Origin of the sequence: Bacillus mexicanus (genome assembly GCF_050445615.1) — a bacterium.
Lineage (GTDB): Bacteria > Bacillota > Bacilli > Bacillales > Bacillaceae > Bacillus > Bacillus mexicanus.
Window position 1 is genome coordinate 461,427 of sequence record NZ_JBCEYV010000001.1, and the last position, 19,638, is coordinate 481,064.

Annotated in this window: 22 protein-coding genes and 1 riboswitch; of the genes, 15 read left to right on the forward strand and 7 right to left on the reverse strand. The window is 40.4% G+C overall.

Annotated features, from left to right (window positions below; all coding sequences use genetic code 11):
• The first annotated feature begins 24 nt into the window (after positions 1-24).
• The 3 genes from comGF to AAGG74_RS02525 all read left to right on the forward strand — a co-directional run bounded on the left by comGF (position 25) and on the right by AAGG74_RS02525 (position 1,034).
• On the forward strand, positions 25-408 hold the full coding sequence (gene comGF / locus AAGG74_RS02515) for a competence type IV pilus minor pilin ComGF (RefSeq protein ID WP_429674437.1): 384 nt from the start codon (positions 25-27) through the stop codon (positions 406-408).
• Entirely contained in the window at positions 409-783 is a 375-nt protein-coding gene (gene comGG / locus AAGG74_RS02520; RefSeq protein WP_162102430.1) for a competence type IV pilus minor pilin ComGG, read from the forward strand.
• A 71-nt stretch (positions 784-854) separates the two neighbouring features.
• Complete coding sequence (locus tag AAGG74_RS02525) at positions 855-1,034, forward strand: YqzE family protein (protein WP_162102431.1); 180 nt, start codon at positions 855-857, stop codon at positions 1,032-1,034.
• Between the two features lie 41 nt (positions 1,035-1,075).
• Here AAGG74_RS02525 and AAGG74_RS02530 read toward each other — a convergent pair whose 3' ends face one another.
• Positions 1,076-1,408, reverse strand: coding sequence for a YqzG/YhdC family protein (locus tag AAGG74_RS02530; RefSeq protein ID WP_225493741.1), 333 nt, complete (start codon positions 1,406-1,408; stop codon positions 1,076-1,078).
• A 267-nt stretch (positions 1,409-1,675) separates the two neighbouring features.
• Between AAGG74_RS02530 and tapA the strand changes: the two genes are divergently transcribed.
• From tapA to tasA, 3 genes are all read left to right on the forward strand, one after another.
• A complete protein-coding gene (tapA, locus tag AAGG74_RS02535; RefSeq protein ID WP_162102433.1) occupies positions 1,676-2,428 on the forward strand; it encodes an amyloid fiber anchoring/assembly protein TapA in 753 nt (250 codons plus the stop codon).
• Complete coding sequence (gene sipW / locus AAGG74_RS02540) at positions 2,412-2,984, forward strand: signal peptidase I SipW (protein WP_429675225.1); 573 nt, start codon at positions 2,412-2,414, stop codon at positions 2,982-2,984. Before tapA ends, sipW begins: the two co-directional genes overlap by 17 nt.
• A 62-nt stretch (positions 2,985-3,046) precedes the next feature.
• A complete protein-coding gene (tasA, locus tag AAGG74_RS02545; RefSeq protein ID WP_162102434.1) occupies positions 3,047-3,832 on the forward strand; it encodes a biofilm matrix protein TasA in 786 nt (261 codons plus the stop codon).
• A 95-nt stretch (positions 3,833-3,927) separates the two neighbouring features.
• Here tasA and sinR read toward each other — a convergent pair whose 3' ends face one another.
• The 4 genes from sinR to AAGG74_RS02565 form a co-directional block, all read right to left on the reverse strand.
• On the reverse strand, positions 3,928-4,263 hold the full coding sequence (sinR, locus tag AAGG74_RS02550; RefSeq protein WP_024715074.1) for a transcriptional regulator SinR: 336 nt from the start codon (positions 4,261-4,263) through the stop codon (positions 3,928-3,930).
• Between the two features lie 33 nt (positions 4,264-4,296).
• Complete coding sequence (gene sinI / locus AAGG74_RS02555; protein ID WP_162102435.1) at positions 4,297-4,470, reverse strand: anti-repressor SinI; 174 nt, start codon at positions 4,468-4,470, stop codon at positions 4,297-4,299.
• 185 nt (positions 4,471-4,655) lie between these two features.
• Positions 4,656-5,450, reverse strand: coding sequence for a YqhG family protein (locus AAGG74_RS02560; protein WP_225493742.1), 795 nt, complete (start codon positions 5,448-5,450; stop codon positions 4,656-4,658).
• Positions 5,451-5,469: 19 nt separating this feature from the next.
• Positions 5,470-7,137: a DEAD/DEAH box helicase gene (locus AAGG74_RS02565; RefSeq protein ID WP_429674439.1), complete on the reverse strand. Its 1,668-nt coding sequence runs from the start codon at positions 7,135-7,137 to the stop codon at positions 5,470-5,472.
• Positions 7,138-7,303: 166 nt separating this feature from the next.
• A riboswitch (glycine riboswitch) is annotated at positions 7,304-7,406 on the forward strand.
• A gap of 170 nt (positions 7,407-7,576) precedes the next feature.
• Here AAGG74_RS02565 and gcvT point away from each other — a divergent pair.
• The 3 genes from gcvT to gcvPB are packed head-to-tail and all read left to right on the forward strand — an operon-like array spanning position 7,577 to position 11,500.
• Complete coding sequence (gene gcvT / locus AAGG74_RS02570) at positions 7,577-8,665, forward strand: glycine cleavage system aminomethyltransferase GcvT (protein ID WP_429674441.1); 1,089 nt, start codon at positions 7,577-7,579, stop codon at positions 8,663-8,665.
• Between the two features lie 29 nt (positions 8,666-8,694).
• Positions 8,695-10,041 carry an aminomethyl-transferring glycine dehydrogenase subunit GcvPA gene (gcvPA, locus tag AAGG74_RS02575; protein ID WP_429674442.1) on the forward strand — a complete coding sequence of 449 codons (1,347 nt, stop codon included), beginning with the start codon at positions 8,695-8,697 and terminating at the stop codon, positions 10,039-10,041.
• The gene (gene gcvPB / locus AAGG74_RS02580; protein WP_429674443.1) at positions 10,034-11,500 is read left to right on the forward strand and encodes an aminomethyl-transferring glycine dehydrogenase subunit GcvPB; all 1,467 of its coding nucleotides are present in this window, start codon (positions 10,034-10,036) and stop codon (positions 11,498-11,500) included. The genes gcvPA and gcvPB overlap by 8 nt, the downstream gene beginning before the upstream one ends.
• A gap of 434 nt (positions 11,501-11,934) precedes the next feature.
• Here the strand turns inward: gcvPB and ntdR are convergent, their stop codons facing one another.
• Positions 11,935-12,924, reverse strand: coding sequence for an NTD biosynthesis operon transcriptional regulator NtdR (gene ntdR, locus AAGG74_RS02585; protein ID WP_429674444.1), 990 nt, complete (start codon positions 12,922-12,924; stop codon positions 11,935-11,937).
• Positions 12,925-13,027: 103 nt separating this feature from the next.
• Here ntdR and ntdA point away from each other — a divergent pair, with 103 nt between their 5' ends.
• From ntdA to AAGG74_RS02605, 4 genes are all read left to right on the forward strand, one after another.
• The gene (gene ntdA, locus AAGG74_RS02590) at positions 13,028-14,353 is read left to right on the forward strand and encodes a 3-dehydro-glucose-6-phosphate--glutamate transaminase (protein ID WP_429674445.1); all 1,326 of its coding nucleotides are present in this window, start codon (positions 13,028-13,030) and stop codon (positions 14,351-14,353) included.
• On the forward strand, positions 14,325-15,173 hold the full coding sequence (locus AAGG74_RS02595) for an HAD-IIB family hydrolase (RefSeq protein ID WP_429674446.1): 849 nt from the start codon (positions 14,325-14,327) through the stop codon (positions 15,171-15,173). Before ntdA ends, AAGG74_RS02595 begins: the two co-directional genes overlap by 29 nt.
• 13 nt (positions 15,174-15,186) lie before the next feature.
• Positions 15,187-16,227 carry a glucose-6-phosphate 3-dehydrogenase NdtC gene (gene ntdC, locus AAGG74_RS02600; protein WP_225493748.1) on the forward strand — a complete coding sequence of 347 codons (1,041 nt, stop codon included), beginning with the start codon at positions 15,187-15,189 and terminating at the stop codon, positions 16,225-16,227.
• A gap of 79 nt (positions 16,228-16,306) precedes the next feature.
• On the forward strand, positions 16,307-17,512 hold the full coding sequence (locus tag AAGG74_RS02605) for an MFS transporter (RefSeq protein WP_429674447.1): 1,206 nt from the start codon (positions 16,307-16,309) through the stop codon (positions 17,510-17,512).
• A gap of 113 nt (positions 17,513-17,625) precedes the next feature.
• Here the strand turns inward: AAGG74_RS02605 and AAGG74_RS02610 are convergent, their stop codons facing one another.
• A complete protein-coding gene (locus AAGG74_RS02610) occupies positions 17,626-18,006 on the reverse strand; it encodes a rhodanese-like domain-containing protein (RefSeq protein WP_162102446.1) in 381 nt (126 codons plus the stop codon).
• A 190-nt stretch (positions 18,007-18,196) separates the two neighbouring features.
• On the opposite strand from AAGG74_RS02610, the gene lipM reads away from it, so the two are divergent.
• Positions 18,197-19,033, forward strand: coding sequence for an octanoyltransferase LipM (gene lipM, locus AAGG74_RS02615; protein WP_162102447.1), 837 nt, complete (start codon positions 18,197-18,199; stop codon positions 19,031-19,033).
• A 99-nt stretch (positions 19,034-19,132) separates the two neighbouring features.
• On the forward strand, positions 19,133-19,561 hold the full coding sequence (gene mntR / locus AAGG74_RS02620) for a transcriptional regulator MntR (protein WP_162102448.1): 429 nt from the start codon (positions 19,133-19,135) through the stop codon (positions 19,559-19,561).
• Positions 19,562-19,638 lie beyond the last annotated feature (77 nt).

The window sequence follows — 19,638 nt, forward strand, 5'->3', positions numbered from 1 at the left end:
GTATTATTTTCACTTTCCGTCTTTTTGCTTATATCGGGATCGTTAGCTGCCATCTTTCATCTGTTTTTGTCATGGCAGCAGGCACACGACGAATTTTTACAGCAGGAATGGCTGATTTCGATGGAACAGATGATGAACGAGTGTAAGCAATCTCAAGCAGTCAAGACAGCCGGGCGTGGAAGCGTACTGATCTGCACCAATGCTTCCGGGCAAGACATCCGTTTTGAGACTTATCACTCAATGATAAGAAAAAGGGTAGATGGGAAAGGACATGTTCCCATTCTAGATCATATTACAGACATGAAAGCTGATATTAAGAAGGGTGTTGTGTTGCTGGAAATTAAGAGTAAGCAAGATAAAGTGTATCAAACTGCTTTTCCGGTTTACACAACTTTAGGAGGAGGATAAATGTACTGCTCGAAAGGGTTTATTTATCCAACTGTTCTTTTTGTTTCCGCGCTTGTACTGCTGATGGTGAATTTTACTGCTTCTCAATATGTTTCACACTGCTTGTTTGAAAAGGAGACAAAAGAGTTTTACACGGGAGAGAATTTGCTTCAAAACGGTGCTCTTCTGTCAATTCGGCATGTTATTGAGCAGAGGAAAGGCCGAAAAGGATCCCAAGAATTTCCGTATGGACAAGTTTCTTATCGTATTTACGATACATCGGCAAACGGACAAAAAGAAATCAGCTTAAGAGCAATCACACAGTCTGGGGCAGAAAGAAATGCCCGGATCGTTTTTCATCAAAAACAGAAAAAATTGCTGAGCTGGACAGAATAAAGAAGAGTAAATGGTATAAAAAAAGTCAGGTGAGCCAACACTTCATAATAATTGAATGATGAGGTGATCACATGAAATCGAATGATTATGTCAAATATATGACACAGCAATTTGTCAAATATATAGATACTCCGAGAGATGAGCGAAAAGAACGAAAAGAGGTGCGGAAAGAAACGAAAACGCCCGCTTCACAGCAGTGGTTCGGTATTTTTCCTTATGGTTTCAGAATGTGGCTGAAGCGAAAAAAATAATCACAGATATAACGAATAAGGTCCTTCAAAAATGGAGGACCTTATTGATATTCTTCTAATATGGCAATTTTATTGACCTTTTGGCTATAGGGATCGAATGAAATTGTGACAAAAATGCCGAATTCCTTTGATCCTTCCTTCAGGGTTAAATGGTATTGCTTTACTGCCTCATCTTTTCTTTTGCGATCCCATACTTTTTGTTTGAACAGTACCTGTGCGAGCGGGTATCTTTTTTTTGCTTCTTTAACTGCTAGCTCTTCCCATTTTGACATGTGACGCACGGTTACAAGCGGTGTTTCTTCTGCGTGGGCGTGAGCGGCAGTGTGGCCAAAAATGAGAAAAGAAAGGCAAATTACACATCGTTTGATCATCATGCTGTCACCCTTTCTTTTTTATGATAGCCAACTCATATTTGACTATACATTTAATTTTGCGGATAATAATTCCAGAAATTTCAAAAAGTAAAAAGATGAGCAATCCTGAGCAAGATATTGAAATATGGAGAAAAAATTCTTTTTAGAGAACAAAATGAATGATTTTGGTGGTTTTCAATCGACAAAATATTGATTATACTCTATTTATTAGTTCTTTAAAAAGAACGATTGTCATATTTGGTGACAGGGTTTTATAGGAGGTACGATATGTTTCAATTGTCTCGCATTCAGCAAAAGACGAAGACAAAACTGATAGTACGGCTTATGTTTCAGCTTTCAGTTATTGTCAGTCTGACTGCCTCGATATGTTTACAGCTTTCGGGTAATACAAGTGCTGCTTTTCATGATATTGAAACGATTGAGTTTCCGCTTCAAACGTGTACAGACTTTCAGCATACAGATAAAGACTGCGATTTTGATAAGCGCTGGGATCGCAGTGATTTGCACCTGTCTAATCAAACGGATACCAACGGCACTGTATGCTCACCAATTTCTTTGTTTGCTGAGCTCAAAAATACAGGGCAGAAACTTAGGAAATCAAAGTGGAGTTGGGAGCTTCATAAGCTGGAAAACGCCCGCAAACCATTAAAGAATGGGAACGTGATCGAAAAAGGGTACGTTTCCAAACAAACGAGCGATCTTTATAAAATTGAGACAAAGAGAAAAATGAAACCCGGCATTTATGCATTTAAAGTATATAAACCTGTTGGTTATCCGGCAAGCGGCAGTACTTTTGAGTGGTCGGAGCCTATGACGCTTGCAAAGTGCGATGAAAAAGCGACAGTTCCGAAAAAAGAACTGAAGTCTTCCGTTAAAAAGGAGAAAGATACAGCGCAAAAGGATTTACAAGAAAAGGAAGAAGAGTCAACTCATGAAACTGCAACAGAAAAAACAGAAATCCAATCAATTCAAAAGGAAGGCGGGGAAGAGGATGAAAAAAGCAATGAGGCTAATCAATAATATTCTCTATGTGGTTATCTTAACTCTCATTATTGTGTTGACACTTGTCGTGATATCAACGCGTTCATCCGGGGGGGAGCCGGCGATATTTGGATACACGCTGAAATCAGTTATGTCAGGTTCAATGGAGCCGGAGTTCAACACGGGTTCCTTAATATTGGTCAAAGAAATTACTGATGTAAAGGAACTTCAAAAGGGTGACGTCATTACATTTATGCAGAATGCAAATACGGCGGTCACCCACAGAATTATTGATATGACAAAGCAAGGAGACCATTTGTTATTTAAAACAAAAGGAGACAATAACGCCGCAGCTGATTCAGCGCTTGTACCGGACGAAAATGTTCGCGCGCAATATACAGGCTTTCAGCTTCCTTATGCCGGTTATATGCTCTATTTCGCCAGTCAGCCGATTGGAACTGCTGTTTTACTGATTGTTCCCGGTGTGATGCTGCTGGTGTACGCTTTCGTGACAATCAGCAATGCCATCAGAGAGGTTGAAAGAAAGACAAAAGCTTTGGAAACAGAGGAAAAGGACAGCACCGTGTCCACTTAACATCGTTGTAAACCTGGCAACAGGTTTCTATATTATATCATTCAATAAAAGGGGAGCTTGCCATGAATATGAAAAAGAAATTGAGTTTAGGAGTTGCTTCTGCGGCACTAGGATTGGCTTTAGTTGGAGGAGGAACTTGGGCAGCATTTAACGACATTAAATCAACGGATGCTGCTTTTGCATCAGGAAAGCTTGATTTATCTGCTAAAGAAAATTCAGCGAATGTTAACCTGTCAAATCTTAAGCCGGGAGACAAATTGACAAAGGACTTCCAATTTGAAAATAACGGCTCTCTTGCGATCAAAGAGGTGTTAATGGCACTGAATTATGGTGAATTTAAAGCAAACGGGGGCAGCAATACATCTGCAGAAGATTTTCTCAGTCAGTTTGAAGTGACCTTATTGACAGTTGGAAAAGAGGGCGGAAATGGATACCCGAAAAATATTATTTTAGATGATGCCAATCTAAAAGACTTGTATTTGATGTCCGCTAAGAATGATACAGCGGCTGTTGAAAAAATCAAAAAACAAATTGATCCTAAGTTCTTACATGCAAGCGGTAAAGTCAATGTAGCAACAATTGATGGTAAAACCGCTCCTGAATACGATGGTGTTCCAAAAACACCGACTGATTTCGATCAGGTTAAAATGGAGATCAAATTCAAAGATGACAAAACAAAAGATGAAAAAGGGCTAATGGTTCAAAATAAATACCAAGGCAACTCTATTCAGCTTCACTTCTCGTTTGAAGCGACACAATGGAATGGTTTGACAATTAAAAAGGAACATACGGATAAAGACGGTTACGTGGAGGAAAATGAAAAGGCGCACAGTGAGGATAAAAATTGAATAACAGCAATAAAAAAGAGACGGCCCGGTATACCATATACTGGGCTGTTTCTGTGTTTATTGACAAAAGAGGAGTTAGCGCCTCTGCTCAGGCACTACTCCTCTTTTTGGGACTTTTTCCACTTTTGATAATCTAAAAATTCACGAAATTGTTTTTTCGATACCCCGGATGTCATTGCATCGCGAACCAATTTCTCCCATTCACTATCTAATTGACCATCGTATTCGGTTTCATGTTTCTCATCGAGCAAAGTATGAACCGAGACGTCCAGAACAGCGGAGACTTTTTCGAGAAATTGAATGGAGGGGTTCGTTTGTAGATTTCGTTCTATTGAGCTTAAATAAGACTTCGCTACCCCAGCTTTTTCAGCTAGTTCCGATAGTGAGTAGCCTTTTTCCTTACGGTATTGTTTAATACGCTGGCCAATCAATGTCATCACCTTCCTTGTGATATTATAGCACATTCAGAAAGGATTTACGGTATGACTTCTGACTGCCGGACTAGGATGAGCAGACTTTTTGTTTAAAAGTAAATATTTTCGTATTTCTTCGGGGCTGATATTTGCTTCTTTTGCTTGCATCATTAATTCAACCCATTCTTTATCTAGTTCGAAGTACTCTTGTTTTGCATTTTTCATGCAGTTTCTCCTCCTAAAATACTTGTTTATGTATTTCAGCCAGTCCGGCCATGACTTATTGCATACCTTCATTGGTCTCTGGAAGTCATTTGCCATCTAAATTGCCAGGATTTTTTTCTGATATACCTTTATTATAATCGCATTTTTTCAAAAAAAACGAGAATGATGTCGAATGGTAAAAAAAGTTAGACTGACATATTATTTTGCAGATAAAATAATCCGCCATTTTCAATGACAACTGATATCTTTGGTTGGTATAAGGCTTTCAGCGCCTGTTTTTCTAGATGATACTCTTCTGGTTTTTCTTCTATATGCTCATAAAACTTATCAAGCAATGTCATATCATTTCTCCATCTGCTTACCGCCTGCTCTGCCCAGTCTGACGGTTCCTGCATAGCAGATTTGGCAATATAGTTTTCCATCCGCTTCAGTCCGCTTTCTGGTTTAATCATAGGCGATATGGTAAAGCAATAATCGCATATTTGAGATGTCAGCAGCAGCTGTGTCAGCTTGCTTTGAAATTTTTCAATTATGGTTCCAGAGACTAGGTGAAGACCTAGTGATAATAGCTTATCTTTTTTCATGTCGGACTGGTATGAAATCGTAACATTTATACCAAGCCAGGGCTGAAGTGGAACTTTAGCTCCGGCTGTTTCAATTTTCTCATACATTTTGGTAAATCTCCCATTTTGTTTAACAGCATTAAATATTTGAAAAAGACGCGGCGCTCCAAAATAAATAAATTCACCGTCTAGGTCTTTTGGAGCGGTTTCTTTATCTGTAATAAAAGTGATTTTCATGGGATTCGGGTCGCCGCCTGTCTTCTCGCGCCAGTGCCAGTAGAAAGGGCGATTCATGATCTGTTTATCCATTTCAACTGTAAGCTGCACTGTCATATATCCTGGACCTTGCTCGGCGATTTGGCAGCTGTTTGCCCGAAAAAAACGAAGCAGGAAATCGTGAACCTCTTGCTGTCTCACTTTAAAACCTCCTTACAGGCTAGGATCCTCTTTTTTCAGCTGGCTGCTGATTTGACAAAAATGAGGTTAAGTTGTCCATTTTTATTTTCATTTCTTCTTCTGTTGCTGAATGACACAAAATATCGTGCAGGTGCTCTTCAAAATTGTTCACTTGAATTTTTGTTAAAATATCATCAAGTTCGCCGACCACATTTTCAAACAAATGAATTTTTTCATATAGAAGCTTTAAAATATGTTCTTCCACCGTATGTTTTGTTGCCATGTTGTAAATGTGTACATCTCGTTCCTGACCAAGCCTGTGAATTCTTCCGATTCTCTGCTCAAGGCGCATCGGGTTCCATGGCAGGTCATAGTTGATCATGTGATTGCAAAATTGCAGATTGATTCCTTCACCGCCTGCTTCAGTTGCAATCAGTACTTGGACCTTTCCGCGAAAAAGATCTTTCATCCAGTCTTTTTTCCCGCGTTTAAATCCGCCTCTGAATGGCACAGAACTAATGCCATTTTGCTGAAGAAACCATTGCAGGTAAATTTGGGTGGCCCGGTATTCTGTAAATATGATGACCTTATCGTCAATCTTTTTGATCAGTTCAACCACTTGAAGTGCTTTGGAATTTTGTGTCACTTGATTGATGCGCTCTATTAAAACCGAAATGGTGTGCTCATCGATGGCTGGTGCTTGTTTTTCTTTTTGATCAAGCATTTTCTTCAGCGTCATATACACAGCCTCTCTGCTCGAACAGCATTCTCTTTGCAGGGTCATAATGGAGAACATGCTGGCCGGTTTGTTGATCCCTTCCTTCAAGCGGGAAATCTCATCGTAAAGCGCCTGCTCTGATGGAGAAAATTCAATCGGCACTGTTTCAACATGCCGCTGTTTCCAATTCAGTCCGGTGTCATGCCGCCTGTTGCGGATCATGACTTTATTTACAAGATCTTTTAAATGCTCATGTGCTTCCAAACTGGATTTTTTCTTGGCGAACTCTTCCTGAAAATGATTCTGGCTGCCTAAATGGCCAGGCTTTAACAAGGAAACCAAATTAAAAATTTCTTCGATGCGGTTTTGAATGGGCGTCGCGGTTAGAAGCAGGCAATATTTCTTGACGAGATTCCGGACAAATTCATAGTTCTTCGTTCTGCTGTTTTTTAATTTGTGCGCCTCATCAATAATGACGAGATCATATGGGATTGACAGCACAATTTCACGGTGGGGCGAGCGCTTTGCGGTGTCGATTGATGAGACGACAACATCGTATTGCTCCCACACATAGCTTTTCTTTTGTTCAACAGCCGGGATCAAAAATTTTTCCTGAAGCTCTTTGACCCATTGAGACACTAGGGAGGCAGGCACGAGGATCAATATTTTTTTGGCTAAACCGCGAATCATATATTCTTTTAAAATCAGTCCGGCTTCAACTGTTTTCCCGAGACCGACCTCATCTGCTAAAATCGCTTTCCCGTTCATTTTTTCAACTACTTTTTGTGCAACCTCAAGCTGGTGAGGGAGCGGTGTAAAGGAAGGCAAATATAAAGGGGCCCGCAAGCCTTCAAATTCAGGAACGGCTAATGTTTGTTGGATTTCTGCAGATAGCTTGTACAGTTCCCAGTTCGCCCACGGGCCGTCGTTTTTCAGCCTGTTCGCGAATTCTTCAGGCCATTTTGCATCATAGATTATGTCTGCGTCCATACTTTGAAACCGCCTTTCTTATTCTTCGATTCTTAAAATGAACATTGAAGAAAAATCTGCCCAAATTGCTGTTGCCCGGCATATCGTGATGGTGGTAGGATATGAGTATGTATTGAATGTAAGATATTGCTATAGTATGTCCATAACAGCATGAAAATATGAGCGAATGACAGCAAGGGGAGAGACCTGGCCGAAAACCTCGGGATACAGGCGCCGAAGGAGCAAACTGTGAAAGTGAATCTCTCAGGCAAAAGAACTCTTGCTCGACGCAACTCTGGAGAGTGTTTGCGGATATGCAAGCCACCAAAGGGGACGTCTTTGTGTATGCAAAGTAAACTTTCAGGTGCCAGGACAGAGAACCTTCATTTTACATGAGGTGTTTCTCTGTCCTTTTTTGTATCTATTTTTAGCTGCGCCGTTGAAAAAGAGGAGGAATCCAATGCTGAAAAGAACGCCGTTATTTGAACTGTACAAAGAATATGGAGGGAAAACGATTGATTTTGGGGGCTGGGATCTTCCTGTTCAATTTTCTTCTATCAAAAAGGAGCACAAGGCTGTTCGTACTGCGGCCGGGCTGTTTGATGTTTCACATATGGGAGAAATCGAAGTGTCAGGAAACGACAGTCTGCCTTTTTTGCAAAAGCTGATGACCAATGATGTTTCCTTGCTGACGCCAGGCCGTGCGTTATACACGGCGATGTGTTATCCAGATGGCGGGACCGTCGATGATTTACTTGTCTATCAAAAAGGAGCAAGCCGCTATCTGCTCGTCGTTAATGCTTCTAATATAGAGAAAGACCTGAAGTGGATGGAAGAACATGCGGCAGGTGATGTGCGGATTGACAATCAGTCAGATGAAATTGCGCTCTTGGCTCTGCAAGGGCCAAAAGCAGAAGCTATTTTAAAAACGCTGACATCTGCAAATCTATCTGCATTAAAGCCGTTTGCATTTATCGATGATGCTGATATCAGCGGCTGTAAAGCGCTTATTTCGCGGACCGGTTATACGGGTGAGGATGGGTTTGAAATTTACTGCCGCGCTGATGATGCCGTTTATATTTGGGAAGAAATCATGGGTGCCGGAGAAGTGTACGAATTAATTCCATGCGGTCTCGGCGCACGTGATACGCTCCGATTTGAAGCGAAGCTCCCGCTTTACGGCCAGGAGATGACCCGGGATATTACACCGATTGAAGCAGGTATAGGCTTTGCTGTAAAGCACAAAAAAGAGTCTGACTTTTTCGGCAAGTCGGTATTGAGTGAACAAAAAGAAAATGGAGCGAAGCGAAAGCTTGTCGGCCTCGAAATGATTGAAAAAGGGATACCGCGGCACGGGTATGAAGTGTTCCATGATGGTAATTCCGTTGGAAAGGTGACAACAGGCACACAGTCACCGACATTAGGGAAAAACGTCGGCCTTGCCCTAGTTGCTGCAAAAGCGAGTGAAATCGGGACTATTGTAGAGGTGGAGATCCGCAAAAAATTAGTGCAAGCAAAGGTTGTCAAAACACCATTTTATAAACGCTAATATTTTTTCTTGGAGAGAGGAGTCAACACATGAAGCATCGTTATTTGCCCGCAACTGAAAAGGATAAACAGGAAATGCTTGCCGCTATCGGTGTAGGCAGCATCGATGATTTATTTGCCGATATACCGGAAAACGTCAGATATAAAAAAGAGTATCAAATGAAAAAAGCGAAATCAGAAACGGAGTTAACAAAAGAGCTGACAAAGCTGGCCTCTAAAAATCGTGATACCCTGGAGCACGCGTCTTTTTTAGGAGCAGGTGTGTATGATCACTATCAGCCTGTCATTGTGGATCATGTCATTTCACGCTCTGAGTTTTATACGGCGTATACGCCTTACCAGCCGGAAATCTCACAAGGGGAGCTTCAGGCCATTTTCGAATTCCAAACAATGATCTGTGAACTGACAGGAATGGATATCGCCAACTCCTCTATGTATGATGGAGGAACAGCCTTGGCAGAAGCGGCTATGCTTGCTTCAGGCCATACGAAAAAGAAAAAAATCGTCGTGTCAAAAACCGTGCACCCTGAATCGAGAGAAGTGCTGAAAACATACGCAAAAGGTCAGTATATTGAAGTCGTTGAAATCCCCTCTATAGATGGTGTTACCGATCTTGATGCTTTGCGCCAAAATGTTTGCGAGGATACAGCGGCAGTGATTGTTCAGTACCCTAACTTTTTCGGACGGGTTGAGCCGTTAAAAGAGATTGAGCCCATCGCTCACCAAGGGAAATCCATGTTTATTGTGTCAGCCAACCCGCTTGCGCTGGGCCTCCTCACGCCGCCGGGCAAGTTTCAGGCTGATATCGTCATTGGCGATGCACAGCCTTTCGGGATTCCTTCAGCATATGGCGGCCCGCATTGCGGTTTTTTTGCCGTCACTAAAAAATTGATGAGAAAGGTGCCTGGCCGTCTCGTCGGACAAACGGAAGACGAAAATGGAAAAAGGGGATTTGTGCTTACCTTACAAGCCAGAGAGCAGCACATCCGCCGGGATAAAGCGACATCAAACATATGCTCCAACCAAGCTTTAAATGCGCTGGCGGCTTCAGTGGCCATGACGGCACTCGGAAAAAACGGGGTAAAAGAAATCGCCCGCCAAAATCTTCTGAAAGCCAGCTATGCCAAGCAAGAAGCAAAAAAAGCGGGTCTCACCGTTATGTTTGACGGACCGATGTTTAATGAATTTGTCATTAAACTGAATGAACTGGTAAAAGCTGTGAACCAGCGTTTGCTGGCAAAAGGCATCATCGGCGGATATGATCTTGGCCTGACGTATCCAGAGCTGGACTGTCATATGCTGATTGCTGTCACGGAGCTGAGAACAAAAGAAGAAATTGACGCACTCATTCAGGAATTGGGGGATCGCCATGAGTAACCAAGATCAGGCACTTATTTTTGAGCTTTCCAGAGAAGGCCGTATCGGCTACAGTCTGCCGGAGCTCGATGTACCGGAAATCGAATTGGAGGATCTATTGACAGACACCTATATTCGTGACGAGGATGCAGAGCTCCCGGAGGTGTCTGAGCTGGATATTATGCGCCATTATACAGCGCTGTCCAAACGTAATCACGGGGTGGATTCCGGCTTTTACCCGCTCGGTTCCTGCACCATGAAATACAATCCGAAACTAAATGAAAAAATCGCACGAATTCCCGGATTTGCGGCGATTCATCCTTTACAAGATGAGGAAACGGTGCAAGGCGCTTTAGAGCTTTTGTATGATTTAAGCAAGCACCTTGAGGAAATGACAGGCATGGATGAGGTCACGCTTCAGCCCGCTGCCGGAGCGCACGGCGAATGGACTGGACTGATGATGATCCGCGCCTATCATGAAGCGCGCGGCGATTTCAAGCGGACGAAGGTCATTGTTCCTGATTCTGCGCACGGGACGAATCCTGCTTCAGCGACAGTAGCAGGCTTTGAAACCATAATGGTGAAATCAAATGAAAATGGGCTTGTCGATCTGGAGGATTTAAAAAGAGCAGTGAATGAAGAAACTGCGGCTCTTATGCTGACGAATCCGAATACGCTCGGCTTGTTTGAGGAACAGATCACCGAGATGGCGGATATTGTTCACCAAGCGGGAGGGAAGCTGTACTATGACGGCGCGAATTTAAATGCCGTTTTAAGCAAAGCTAGACCGGGAGATATGGGTTTTGATGTAGTGCATCTTAACTTGCATAAAACATTCACCGGACCCCATGGAGGCGGAGGTCCGGGTTCTGGCCCTGTCGGCGTCAAAAAAGACATGATTCCTTATTTGCCAAAACCAGTTTTAATCAAAAAAGAAGGGCGCTTTACATTTGATGATGACCGCCCTCATTCGATCGGCCGCGTGAAGCCATATTACGGGAACTTCGGCATCAATGTCAGAGCGTATGCATACATCCGCTCCATGGGGCCTGACGGGTTAAAGGCTGTTACTGAGAACGCAGTGTTAAATGCCAACTATATGATGAGAAAGCTTGCGCCTTATTACGATCTTCCGTATGACCGCCATTGTAAGCATGAATTTGTATTGTCAGGGAAGCGGCAGAAAAAGCTGGGAGTGCGGACGCTCGATATTGCTAAACGGCTGCTGGATTTTGGCTATCATCCGCCTACAATATATTTCCCGCTAAATGTTGAAGAATGCATCATGATTGAGCCGACTGAGACGGAATCAAAGGAAACGCTGGACGCGTTTATCGACGCTATGATTCAAATTGCAAGTGAAGCGGAGAAGACACCGGAACTCGTCCAGGAGGCACCGCATACAACGATAGTAAAAAGAATGGATGAGACAAAAGCAGCGAGACATCCAGTGCTCAGGCATGAGATGCAAAAAAGATAAATATACACAGCTTTCTTAATAGATGATGGGTTCAAATCATTAATATTGACTGTCAAAGTGTTTTTTATATGTCTGCGTCTGTTTTGCAGCATCATTCGTGAGCATAAAAAAATCCTTCTTTCGTTCAATGAGAACGTTTGAAGGATTTTTTGATTATGCGGCCACTCTAGCCGAAGCGAAACTGTTTAAGCAGATCCAGCTTGATGCATTTTCGTCATCTTTTAATTTGCTAAAGCAATACCTGAATTCTTAACGCTTTCATAAATGGTTCCAATGCCTTTTTATATTCTAAAGTGTCCCTTAAGAAATGTGGAAAAAGAGTTAGATTTGAAATGATACAGCCAGAAGACGAAATGAAAGACGAAGAAATCAGACCATTTATGAGAATTCCGAAATACAGCTTCCTGATTGAAAAGAGAAGTGAACATCTATAGTTAAGTTGATTCTCTGATAATAAGTTTCGTTGGCAGTTTAATAATTCTTCTGTTTAAAGCAGTGTTGTCCGAAATATTCTCGATGATTTTCAACACAGCCTGTTGACCTAATTCTATGATGGGAATATCAATCGTTGTTATAGTCGGAGTAACTGCTTGGCAAATCAGTTGGTTGTCAAAACCAATGACAGCTAAGTCTTCTGGAACACGAAAGCCATTTGTTATCGCCTGTTTAATCATCCCTGCGGCGACTTGATCATTTCCTGTAAATATGGCTGAGGGTCTGTCCTTTAAATCTTTTATCTTATTAAAAACACGAAAGCCATCCTCGATATTAAACAATTCGCCGAATATCCATTCGTTTTTATGATGTAAATTGTAATCTTGCAGCGCTTTCAAGTAACCCTCTTTCCTCTGACGTTGAGCTTCGCTATATGGCGTATCAAAACAAAATCCAATTTTTGTATGTCCTCTTTCGATTAAATGTACAACCCCTGTGTATGCGGCTTCAAATTCATCATACCCAATGATCGTGATGTCCGCTGAGTGATGATATTCATTACATAATAGGATAGGCCCATACTTTAAGAAAGGAGCTATCTTATCCCATTCGTTTTCTAAAGTTCCAAGAATAATACCATCAACTTCCTTGTGTTTCAATAACTCTAATTGATCTAGCTCTGTCTGTCGGTCATAAAAGGTCTGAAAAACAATGACCTTGTAATTCTTAGAAAGGGCTTCATGGGAAACTCCTTTTATCAATTGAGTGAAAAATGGATGGTCGATACTTGGAACTGATAAAGCTATCGTTTGTGTCTTATTTCTCCTGAAATTCCGTGCTAAATAATTGGGAGTGTAGTCAAGTTCGTTAATCGTCTTTAAGATCATATCTCTTTTTTCTTTCGATACATAAGGATGATTATTCAATACTCTTGATACTGTTGTTTTAGACACTTTGCACAATTTTGCTATTTCATCAATTGTAGGCATATTTTCCCTTCCTTAAAAAAGTTATTGACATGTTATCGGTTTCAGAAATTAGGATAAATTTGTAACAAATTTTTTGAATCACAAATCAATGGAGGTACTGTTCATGCAAAAACAGGTTAAGGTTACAGGTAAAAGTCAAGAAAACATGTTACTGCTGAAACACTTAAAAGGTGCCGCGCAAGGAAAAGAACTTGTTATTGAAGACAGTATTGCAAACGACCGATGGAGACAAGTATTAAAAGAAAATACAGATATTGAAAAAGACCTTTTCAACTATCAAAAAAATCGTGAAATAAGTAAAGTCCCTTTTATGCCTGTAGATCGGTTAATAACCAATGATGAAGTGAATGATATCTTAAATACGTTAACTAAAGTGTTGCCGACTGGAAAATTCACGAGTGGTCCCTATTTAAATCAATTTGAAAAAACTTTATCTACATATTTACATAAAAGGTATGTAATTGCAACTAGCAGCGGAACGGATGCTATTATGATAGGATTATTAGCTTTAGGGTTAAAGCCGGGGGATGAAGTTATCATGCCGGCTAATAGCTTTTCGGCTACTGAAAATGCTGTGTTAGCTGTGGGAGGCGTCCCTGTCTATGTAGATATTAACCCGCAAACATTCTGCATCGATCCTGACAAAATTGAGGGAGCTATAACTTCTCATACAAAATTTATTCTGCCTGTACATTTATATGGAAAACATTCCGAAATGAAGCCTATTCGTCAAATAGCAAATCATTATAATTTGAAAGTCATTGATGATGCTTGCCAAGGAATTGGATTGACAGACTTAGGAAAGTATGCAGATGTAACGACATTAAGCTTTAATCCATACAAGAATTTTGGTGTATGTGGCAAAGCTGGGGCGATAGCAACTGATAATGAAGAACTCGCTAAAAAATGCATTCAATTTAGTTATCATGGTTTTGAAGTAAATGAGAAAAATAAAAAAACCATCAATTTTGGATTTAATTCAAAAATGGACAATTTACAGGCAGCAATTGGTTTAGAGAGAATGAAGTATCTTTCATTAAACAATTTCAAAAGACTCTTTTTGGCGGATAGATACATTACTCAATTAGCAGAATTACAGAATAAAGGCTTTATTGAATTGCCAGAATTAAGTGAAGATCATGTGTGGCATCTGTTTCCTATTAAGGTAAGAGCAGAAGATAGAACAGATATCATGACGAAATTAAGTGAAGATTATGGTGTTCAAACAGATATATATTACCCAATACTGTCTCATATGCAAAAAACACCTTTAGTACAGGACAAGTATGCAAAACTCCAATTGATTCATACGGAAAAGGCTCATAGTCAGGTGCTGCATTTGCCTTTATATCCGTCATTTACGTTAGAAGAACAGGACAGAGTAATGGAGGGACTGTTTGATGTTATTAAGCAAGAAATTGGAGTATAAAACGTTACCCACGGTCGAACATCCTAAGTATATTGTTTTTTGTGATTTTGATGAAACATATTTTCCGCATACAATCGATGAACAGAAGCAAGAAGATATATATGAACTCGAAGACTATCTAGAACAAAAAAGCAAAGACGGGGAACTGCTGATCGGATGGGTTACCGGGAGCAGTATAGAGTCTGTTCTTGACAAAATGGGACAGGGTAAATTCAGATATTTCCCCCATTTTATAGCTAGTGATCTTGGAACAGAAATTACGTACTTTTCAGAGCATAACTTCGGACAGCAGGATCATGAGTGGAACAGTCGTATAAATGAAGAGTTTAGTAAAAAAAAGATTGACATAATTGTGAAACAATTACACGAAAGTCATAACATTTCTTTGGATCCTCAAACGCAATTAGGAAAGTCACGGTATAAGCATAATTTTTATTATCAGGAACAAGATGAAATAAACGATAAGAAAAACCTGTTAGCAATTGAAAAGATCTGCGAGGAATACGGAGTTTCAGTTAATATCAATCGATGCAATCCCTTAGCTGGTGATCCAGAGGGCAGCTATGATGTAGATTTTATACCCATGGGAACAGGAAAACACGAAATTGTAAAGTTTATGTTAGAGAAACACAACCTACATGCCGAAAAAGCGATCGCATTTGGAGATAGCGGCAATGATGTTCGTATGTTACAGACAGTAGGGAATGGATACCTTCTAAAGAATGCGACACAAGAAGCCAAAAACTTGCACCACCTTATATCTAATAGTGAGTACTCAAAAGGGATTACGAATACTTTGAAAAAATTAATTGGATCATGAGGAGGAAATAGATATGAAGAAGATTGGGATCATAGGTGCAGGCGGTATTGCCAGAGCGCATGCTACAGCTTTATCTACAATAAAAAATGCAGAGTTAGCAGGGGTGTATGACATAAGTCAACAACATGCGAAAAGCTTTGTTAAAACGTTCGGCGGGAAGGCATATGAAAGTGCAGATGAACTCATTGATGACTCAGAAGGTTTGATTGTAGCATCTCCAAACTTTTGCCATAAAGAACATGCCTTGCAAGCATTAGCAAAACATAAGCATGTGCTGTGTGAAAAGCCTATGGCGATTTCTCTTGAAGAAGCAAGCATAATGAAAGATACAGCTGAAAGGTTAGACGTAAGGGCTTGCATGGGATTTAATTATAGATATTTGCCTTACGTAAATATCTTAAAAAGCTTAATTATCAATCATGAACTAGGTAACATACTGTCCATAAAAGTACACTTTAAGAAAAATAGTGCAATTAGACGTAAGAATTTTACTTGGAGAGATGACGCTAATAGTAAGAAGACTAGCGGTTCATTGGGAGATCTCGGTATCCACCTTATCGACATGGTATGGTATTTGTTTGAGAGTGATTTTATCCCAGAATCAGTAAGGGCAAAGATGAACACAAATGTAAAAACAAAAGAGGAAAAACAGGTACTTGTAGATGACTATGCAGAAATTTATGGTCAACTGAAGAACAAGGTATTTGTAAATATTATCACATCAAAAAGTTCTGTGCCTGAAGACTGTGGTTTTAGTATCGAGGTAGTTGGACACAAAAAAGAGTTTAAATACCACACAGGTAATCCTCATGTTTACCAGCTCATAGATGGCTTAAGCGCGGTAGATTGTCCAGTACCGCAAAGCCTGTTAAACGATCCGCCAAACGAATTTTATGGGTGGGCTGATTCTTTTAGAAGTGAGTTAGTCAATTGGATTGAATCAACTCAGAAAGATTGGGTGGAGATCCCATCTTTTAACGATGGATTTAGATCTCAGGAAGTATTAGAAATGTTCTTTGAGAAAGACAGCAACCTTCAAAAAATGTCTGTTTAGCAGCCAATTCATTCGAAGAGGCAAGTTACTAAAAAAGCAGGAATTTATTTTCCTGCTTTTTCATCTAGGGGTGTATTGAATGATAAGAGGAACATATTTATTTGGCTATGCTTTCTTTTTTACAGTAGGCATTATCCATATATCAACAGGGAGTTTGACACCATTTCTATTAGAATCTTTTCATAAGACAACAGATGATATTTCAGTCATCATTTTCTTTCAGTTTACGGGATTCCTAAGCGGAGTATTAATCGCACCGTTAATGATTAAGAAATACAGTCACTTTAGGACACTTACTTTAGCTTTGACAATCATGCTCGCGGCGTTAAGCATCTTTTTTCTCACTAAGGATTGGTACTATATTGTGGTCATGGCTTTTCTCTTAGGGTATGGAGCAGGTACGTTGGAAACGACAGTTGGTTCCTTTGTGATTGCTAATTTCACAAGTAATGCAGAAAAAATGAGTAAGTTGGAGGTCCTCTTCGGAGTAGGTGCTTTATCTTTTCCATTATTAGTTAATTCCTTCATCGATATCGATAACTGGTATGTACCGTATTACTGCATATTCACCTTTTTGTTCGTCCTATTAGCAGGATGGTTCCTTTTCTTATCCAAGAATCGCAAGTGCGCTAAAAATGCTAACCAGCAAGTATCATTGCCAGACACAGGGGCCTTTCAATATTTTATTGGAGACAGAAAAAAATCAAAGCAGTTAGGCTTTTTTGTGTTTTTCGCTTTCCTATATGCAGGGATAGAAACAAATTTCGCCAACTTTCTACCTTCCATCATGATCAACCAAGACAATGAACAAATTAGCCTTATAAGTGTCTCCTTCTTCTGGGTAGGGATCATCATAGGAAGAATACTGATTGGTGTAGTAAGCAGAAAGCTGGATTTTTCCAAGTACCTCCTATTTAGTTGTAGTAGTTTAATTGTTTTGTTAATCGCTTTCTCTTATTTAAGTAACCCAATCCTTCAATTGGGCGGTACATTTTTGATTGGCTTAAGCATAGCGGGCATATTTCCGATTGCTTTAACACTGGCCTCAATCATTATTCAGAAGTACGTTGACGAAGTTACAAGTTTATTTATTGCTTCGGCAAGTTTCGGGGGAGCGATCATCTCTTTCTTAATTGGATGGAGTTTAAATCAAGATACGATCTTATTAACCATGGGAATCTTTACAACGATGGCGGTCATTCTAGTAGGTATATCTGTAAAGATTAGAAGAACGAAAACAGAAAAACCTATTTCACTTGAAAGCAAAGTATCAAAAACACAGTAAAAAACGTGTGAATGAAAGATAGACCTCTCAGGCTGTCGAGTGAAAAAAGCATGTGACAAAAAAATCCTTCAAACGTTCTCATTGAACGAAAGAAGGATTTTTTATGTTTTGCTTTAGTTCTTTGCTTTAATTTTTCCGCCCCATTTTTTAAAGCCGCCTTTTAGGTTGTAAATCTCAGTGCAGCCGTTTTTGCGCAAGGTTTGTGCCGCGCGTCCGCTGCGGACACTGTTTTGGCAGTACAGATAGACAGGCTTGTCCGGACGGATTTCATTTTTTCTCTGTTTCAGCTGGGAAAGAGGGATGTTGCGGGCGCCTAAAATATGTCCGCCATCAAACTCATTCGGTTCACGAACGTCAATGAGCTGCGCTTTGCGGTAACCCGCGCGAAATTCTTCTTCCGTAAGTGTTTTCATAATTCGCTGCTGATAGACATATGAAGCAATCATATAAACGAGAAACGCAGCAAAAATAATCAATATGATCATATTAGACAATGTGATTCTACTCCTTTATCATATAAAATCAAAACCTTGCTCAATAAAACAAGGCTATAGAGCCGTTTTCGACAAATACTATTATAGTAAAGCAGAGCGAGATTGTCATCCATAATGGAACGAAAATATTTTTCATTTTCCCGGCAGTTTGATAAACTAAATCTATTAAAATGGTAAGGAAGGTCTCAAAATGGAAAAAGAAACTTGGCGGTTTATAGACTCAGGAAACGCAAGTCCTGCATTCAATATGGCGCTTGATGAAGCGCTTTTATATTGGCACAGTGAAAAGAAAATTCCTCCGGTTATCCGTTTTTATGGCTGGAATCCGGCGACTCTTTCTGTCGGGTATTTTCAAAATATTAAAAAGGAAATTAATTTTGAAGCAGTACATAAGTATAATCTTGGGTTCGTCAGACGGCCAACCGGCGGGAGAGGTGTGCTGCACGATCAGGAATTGACATACAGTGTGATTGTTTCGGAAGAGCATCCCGAAATGCCGGCGACTGTAACTGAGGCATACCGGGTCATTTCCGAAGGCATACTCCAAGGCTTTAGAAATCTTGGACTGGACGCTTACTTTGCCATCCCGAGAACAGAAAAAGAAAAAGAAAGCTTAAAAAATCCGCGGTCATCCGTTTGTTTCGACGCGCCTTCGTGGTATGAGCTTGTGGTCGAGGGCCGCAAGGTGGCGGGAAGCGCACAAACGAGACAAAAAGGCGTCATTCTTCAGCACGGCTCTATTTTGCTTGATCTTGATGAGGACAAGCTGTTCGATCTGTTTTTGTATCCGAGTGAAAGAGTCAGAGAACGGATGCAGCGCAATTTCAAAAACAAAGCCGTTGCCATTAATGAACTCACTGATAAGCGGGTGACGATGGATGAGGCTCGTATAGCCTTTAAAGAAGGCTTTGAAACAGGCCTTAACATTCAGTTGGAACCGTACGAACTGTCTAAAGAAGAGCTTGATTTTGTTCATCATTTGGCAGAAACAAAATACGCCTCAGACGAATGGAATTATAAGCGGTAAACAGGGCTTTTGTCCCGCGGAGCAACCTTGTTTTTTCAAGTTTATTAGTGTAAACTTGTAATGGTTTATAAAGTTAAGGTGCTTTATGGGAGGGTTTTGATGACAACACCAAGTATGGAAGATTATATTGAACAGATTTATATGCTGATTGAAGAAAAAGGATATGCACGGGTTTCCGATATCGCGGAAGCATTAGCAGTCCACCCCTCCTCTGTAACGAAAATGGTTCAAAAACTAGATAAAGACGAATATTTAATTTATGAAAAATATCGCGGTCTCGTGTTAACGTCTAAAGGGAAAAAAATAGGCAAACGGCTAGTATACAGACATGAATTGCTTGAGCAGTTTTTAAGAATCATTGGTGTTGATGAAGAGAAAATATATAACGATGTTGAAGGAATCGAACATCATTTAAGCTGGAACAGCATTGATCGCATCGGAGATCTTGTTCAATATTTTGAAGAAGATGATGCCCGTAAAAAAGATCTGAAATTAATCCAAAAGAAATCAGAACAACATAATCAGTGAAAAGACGGCCTCCCTTGAGGCCGTCTTTTTTGATGCATTGCGTCAGGTGTCATTCGTTGGTCTATTTCCTTGCGTGT

What these genes read in the sequence shown, in the direction of transcription:
- comGG (WP_162102430.1), top strand. Translation starts at nt 409, where the DNA reads ATGTACTGCTCGAAAGGGTTTATTTATCCAACTGTTCTTTTTGTTTCC.
- AAGG74_RS02565 (WP_429674439.1), bottom strand. Translation starts at nt 7,137, where the DNA reads ATGGACGCAGACATAATCTATGATGCAAAATGGCCTGAAGAATTCGCG.
- tapA (WP_162102433.1), top strand. Translation starts at nt 1,676, where the DNA reads ATGTTTCAATTGTCTCGCATTCAGCAAAAGACGAAGACAAAACTGATA.
- AAGG74_RS02530 (WP_225493741.1), bottom strand. Translation starts at nt 1,408, where the DNA reads ATGATGATCAAACGATGTGTAATTTGCCTTTCTTTTCTCATTTTTGGC.
- ntdR (WP_429674444.1), bottom strand. Translation starts at nt 12,924, where the DNA reads ATGCCTACAATTGATGAAATAGCAAAATTGTGCAAAGTGTCTAAAACA.
- sipW (WP_429675225.1), top strand. Translation starts at nt 2,412, where the DNA reads ATGAGGCTAATCAATAATATTCTCTATGTGGTTATCTTAACTCTCATT.
- ntdA (WP_429674445.1), top strand. Translation starts at nt 13,028, where the DNA reads ATGCAAAAACAGGTTAAGGTTACAGGTAAAAGTCAAGAAAACATGTTA.
- AAGG74_RS02525 (WP_162102431.1), top strand. Translation starts at nt 855, where the DNA reads ATGAAATCGAATGATTATGTCAAATATATGACACAGCAATTTGTCAAA.
- gcvPA (WP_429674442.1), top strand. Translation starts at nt 8,695, where the DNA reads ATGAAGCATCGTTATTTGCCCGCAACTGAAAAGGATAAACAGGAAATG.
- gcvPB (WP_429674443.1), top strand. Translation starts at nt 10,034, where the DNA reads ATGAGTAACCAAGATCAGGCACTTATTTTTGAGCTTTCCAGAGAAGGC.
- ntdC (WP_225493748.1), top strand. Translation starts at nt 15,187, where the DNA reads ATGAAGAAGATTGGGATCATAGGTGCAGGCGGTATTGCCAGAGCGCAT.
- AAGG74_RS02595 (WP_429674446.1), top strand. Translation starts at nt 14,325, where the DNA reads ATGTTATTAAGCAAGAAATTGGAGTATAAAACGTTACCCACGGTCGAA.
- mntR (WP_162102448.1), top strand. Translation starts at nt 19,133, where the DNA reads ATGACAACACCAAGTATGGAAGATTATATTGAACAGATTTATATGCTG.
- sinI (WP_162102435.1), bottom strand. Translation starts at nt 4,470, where the DNA reads ATGAAAAATGCAAAACAAGAGTACTTCGAACTAGATAAAGAATGGGTT.
- AAGG74_RS02605 (WP_429674447.1), top strand. Translation starts at nt 16,307, where the DNA reads ATGATAAGAGGAACATATTTATTTGGCTATGCTTTCTTTTTTACAGTA.
- gcvT (WP_429674441.1), top strand. Translation starts at nt 7,577, where the DNA reads ATGCTGAAAAGAACGCCGTTATTTGAACTGTACAAAGAATATGGAGGG.
- lipM (WP_162102447.1), top strand. Translation starts at nt 18,197, where the DNA reads ATGGAAAAAGAAACTTGGCGGTTTATAGACTCAGGAAACGCAAGTCCT.
- tasA (WP_162102434.1), top strand. Translation starts at nt 3,047, where the DNA reads ATGAATATGAAAAAGAAATTGAGTTTAGGAGTTGCTTCTGCGGCACTA.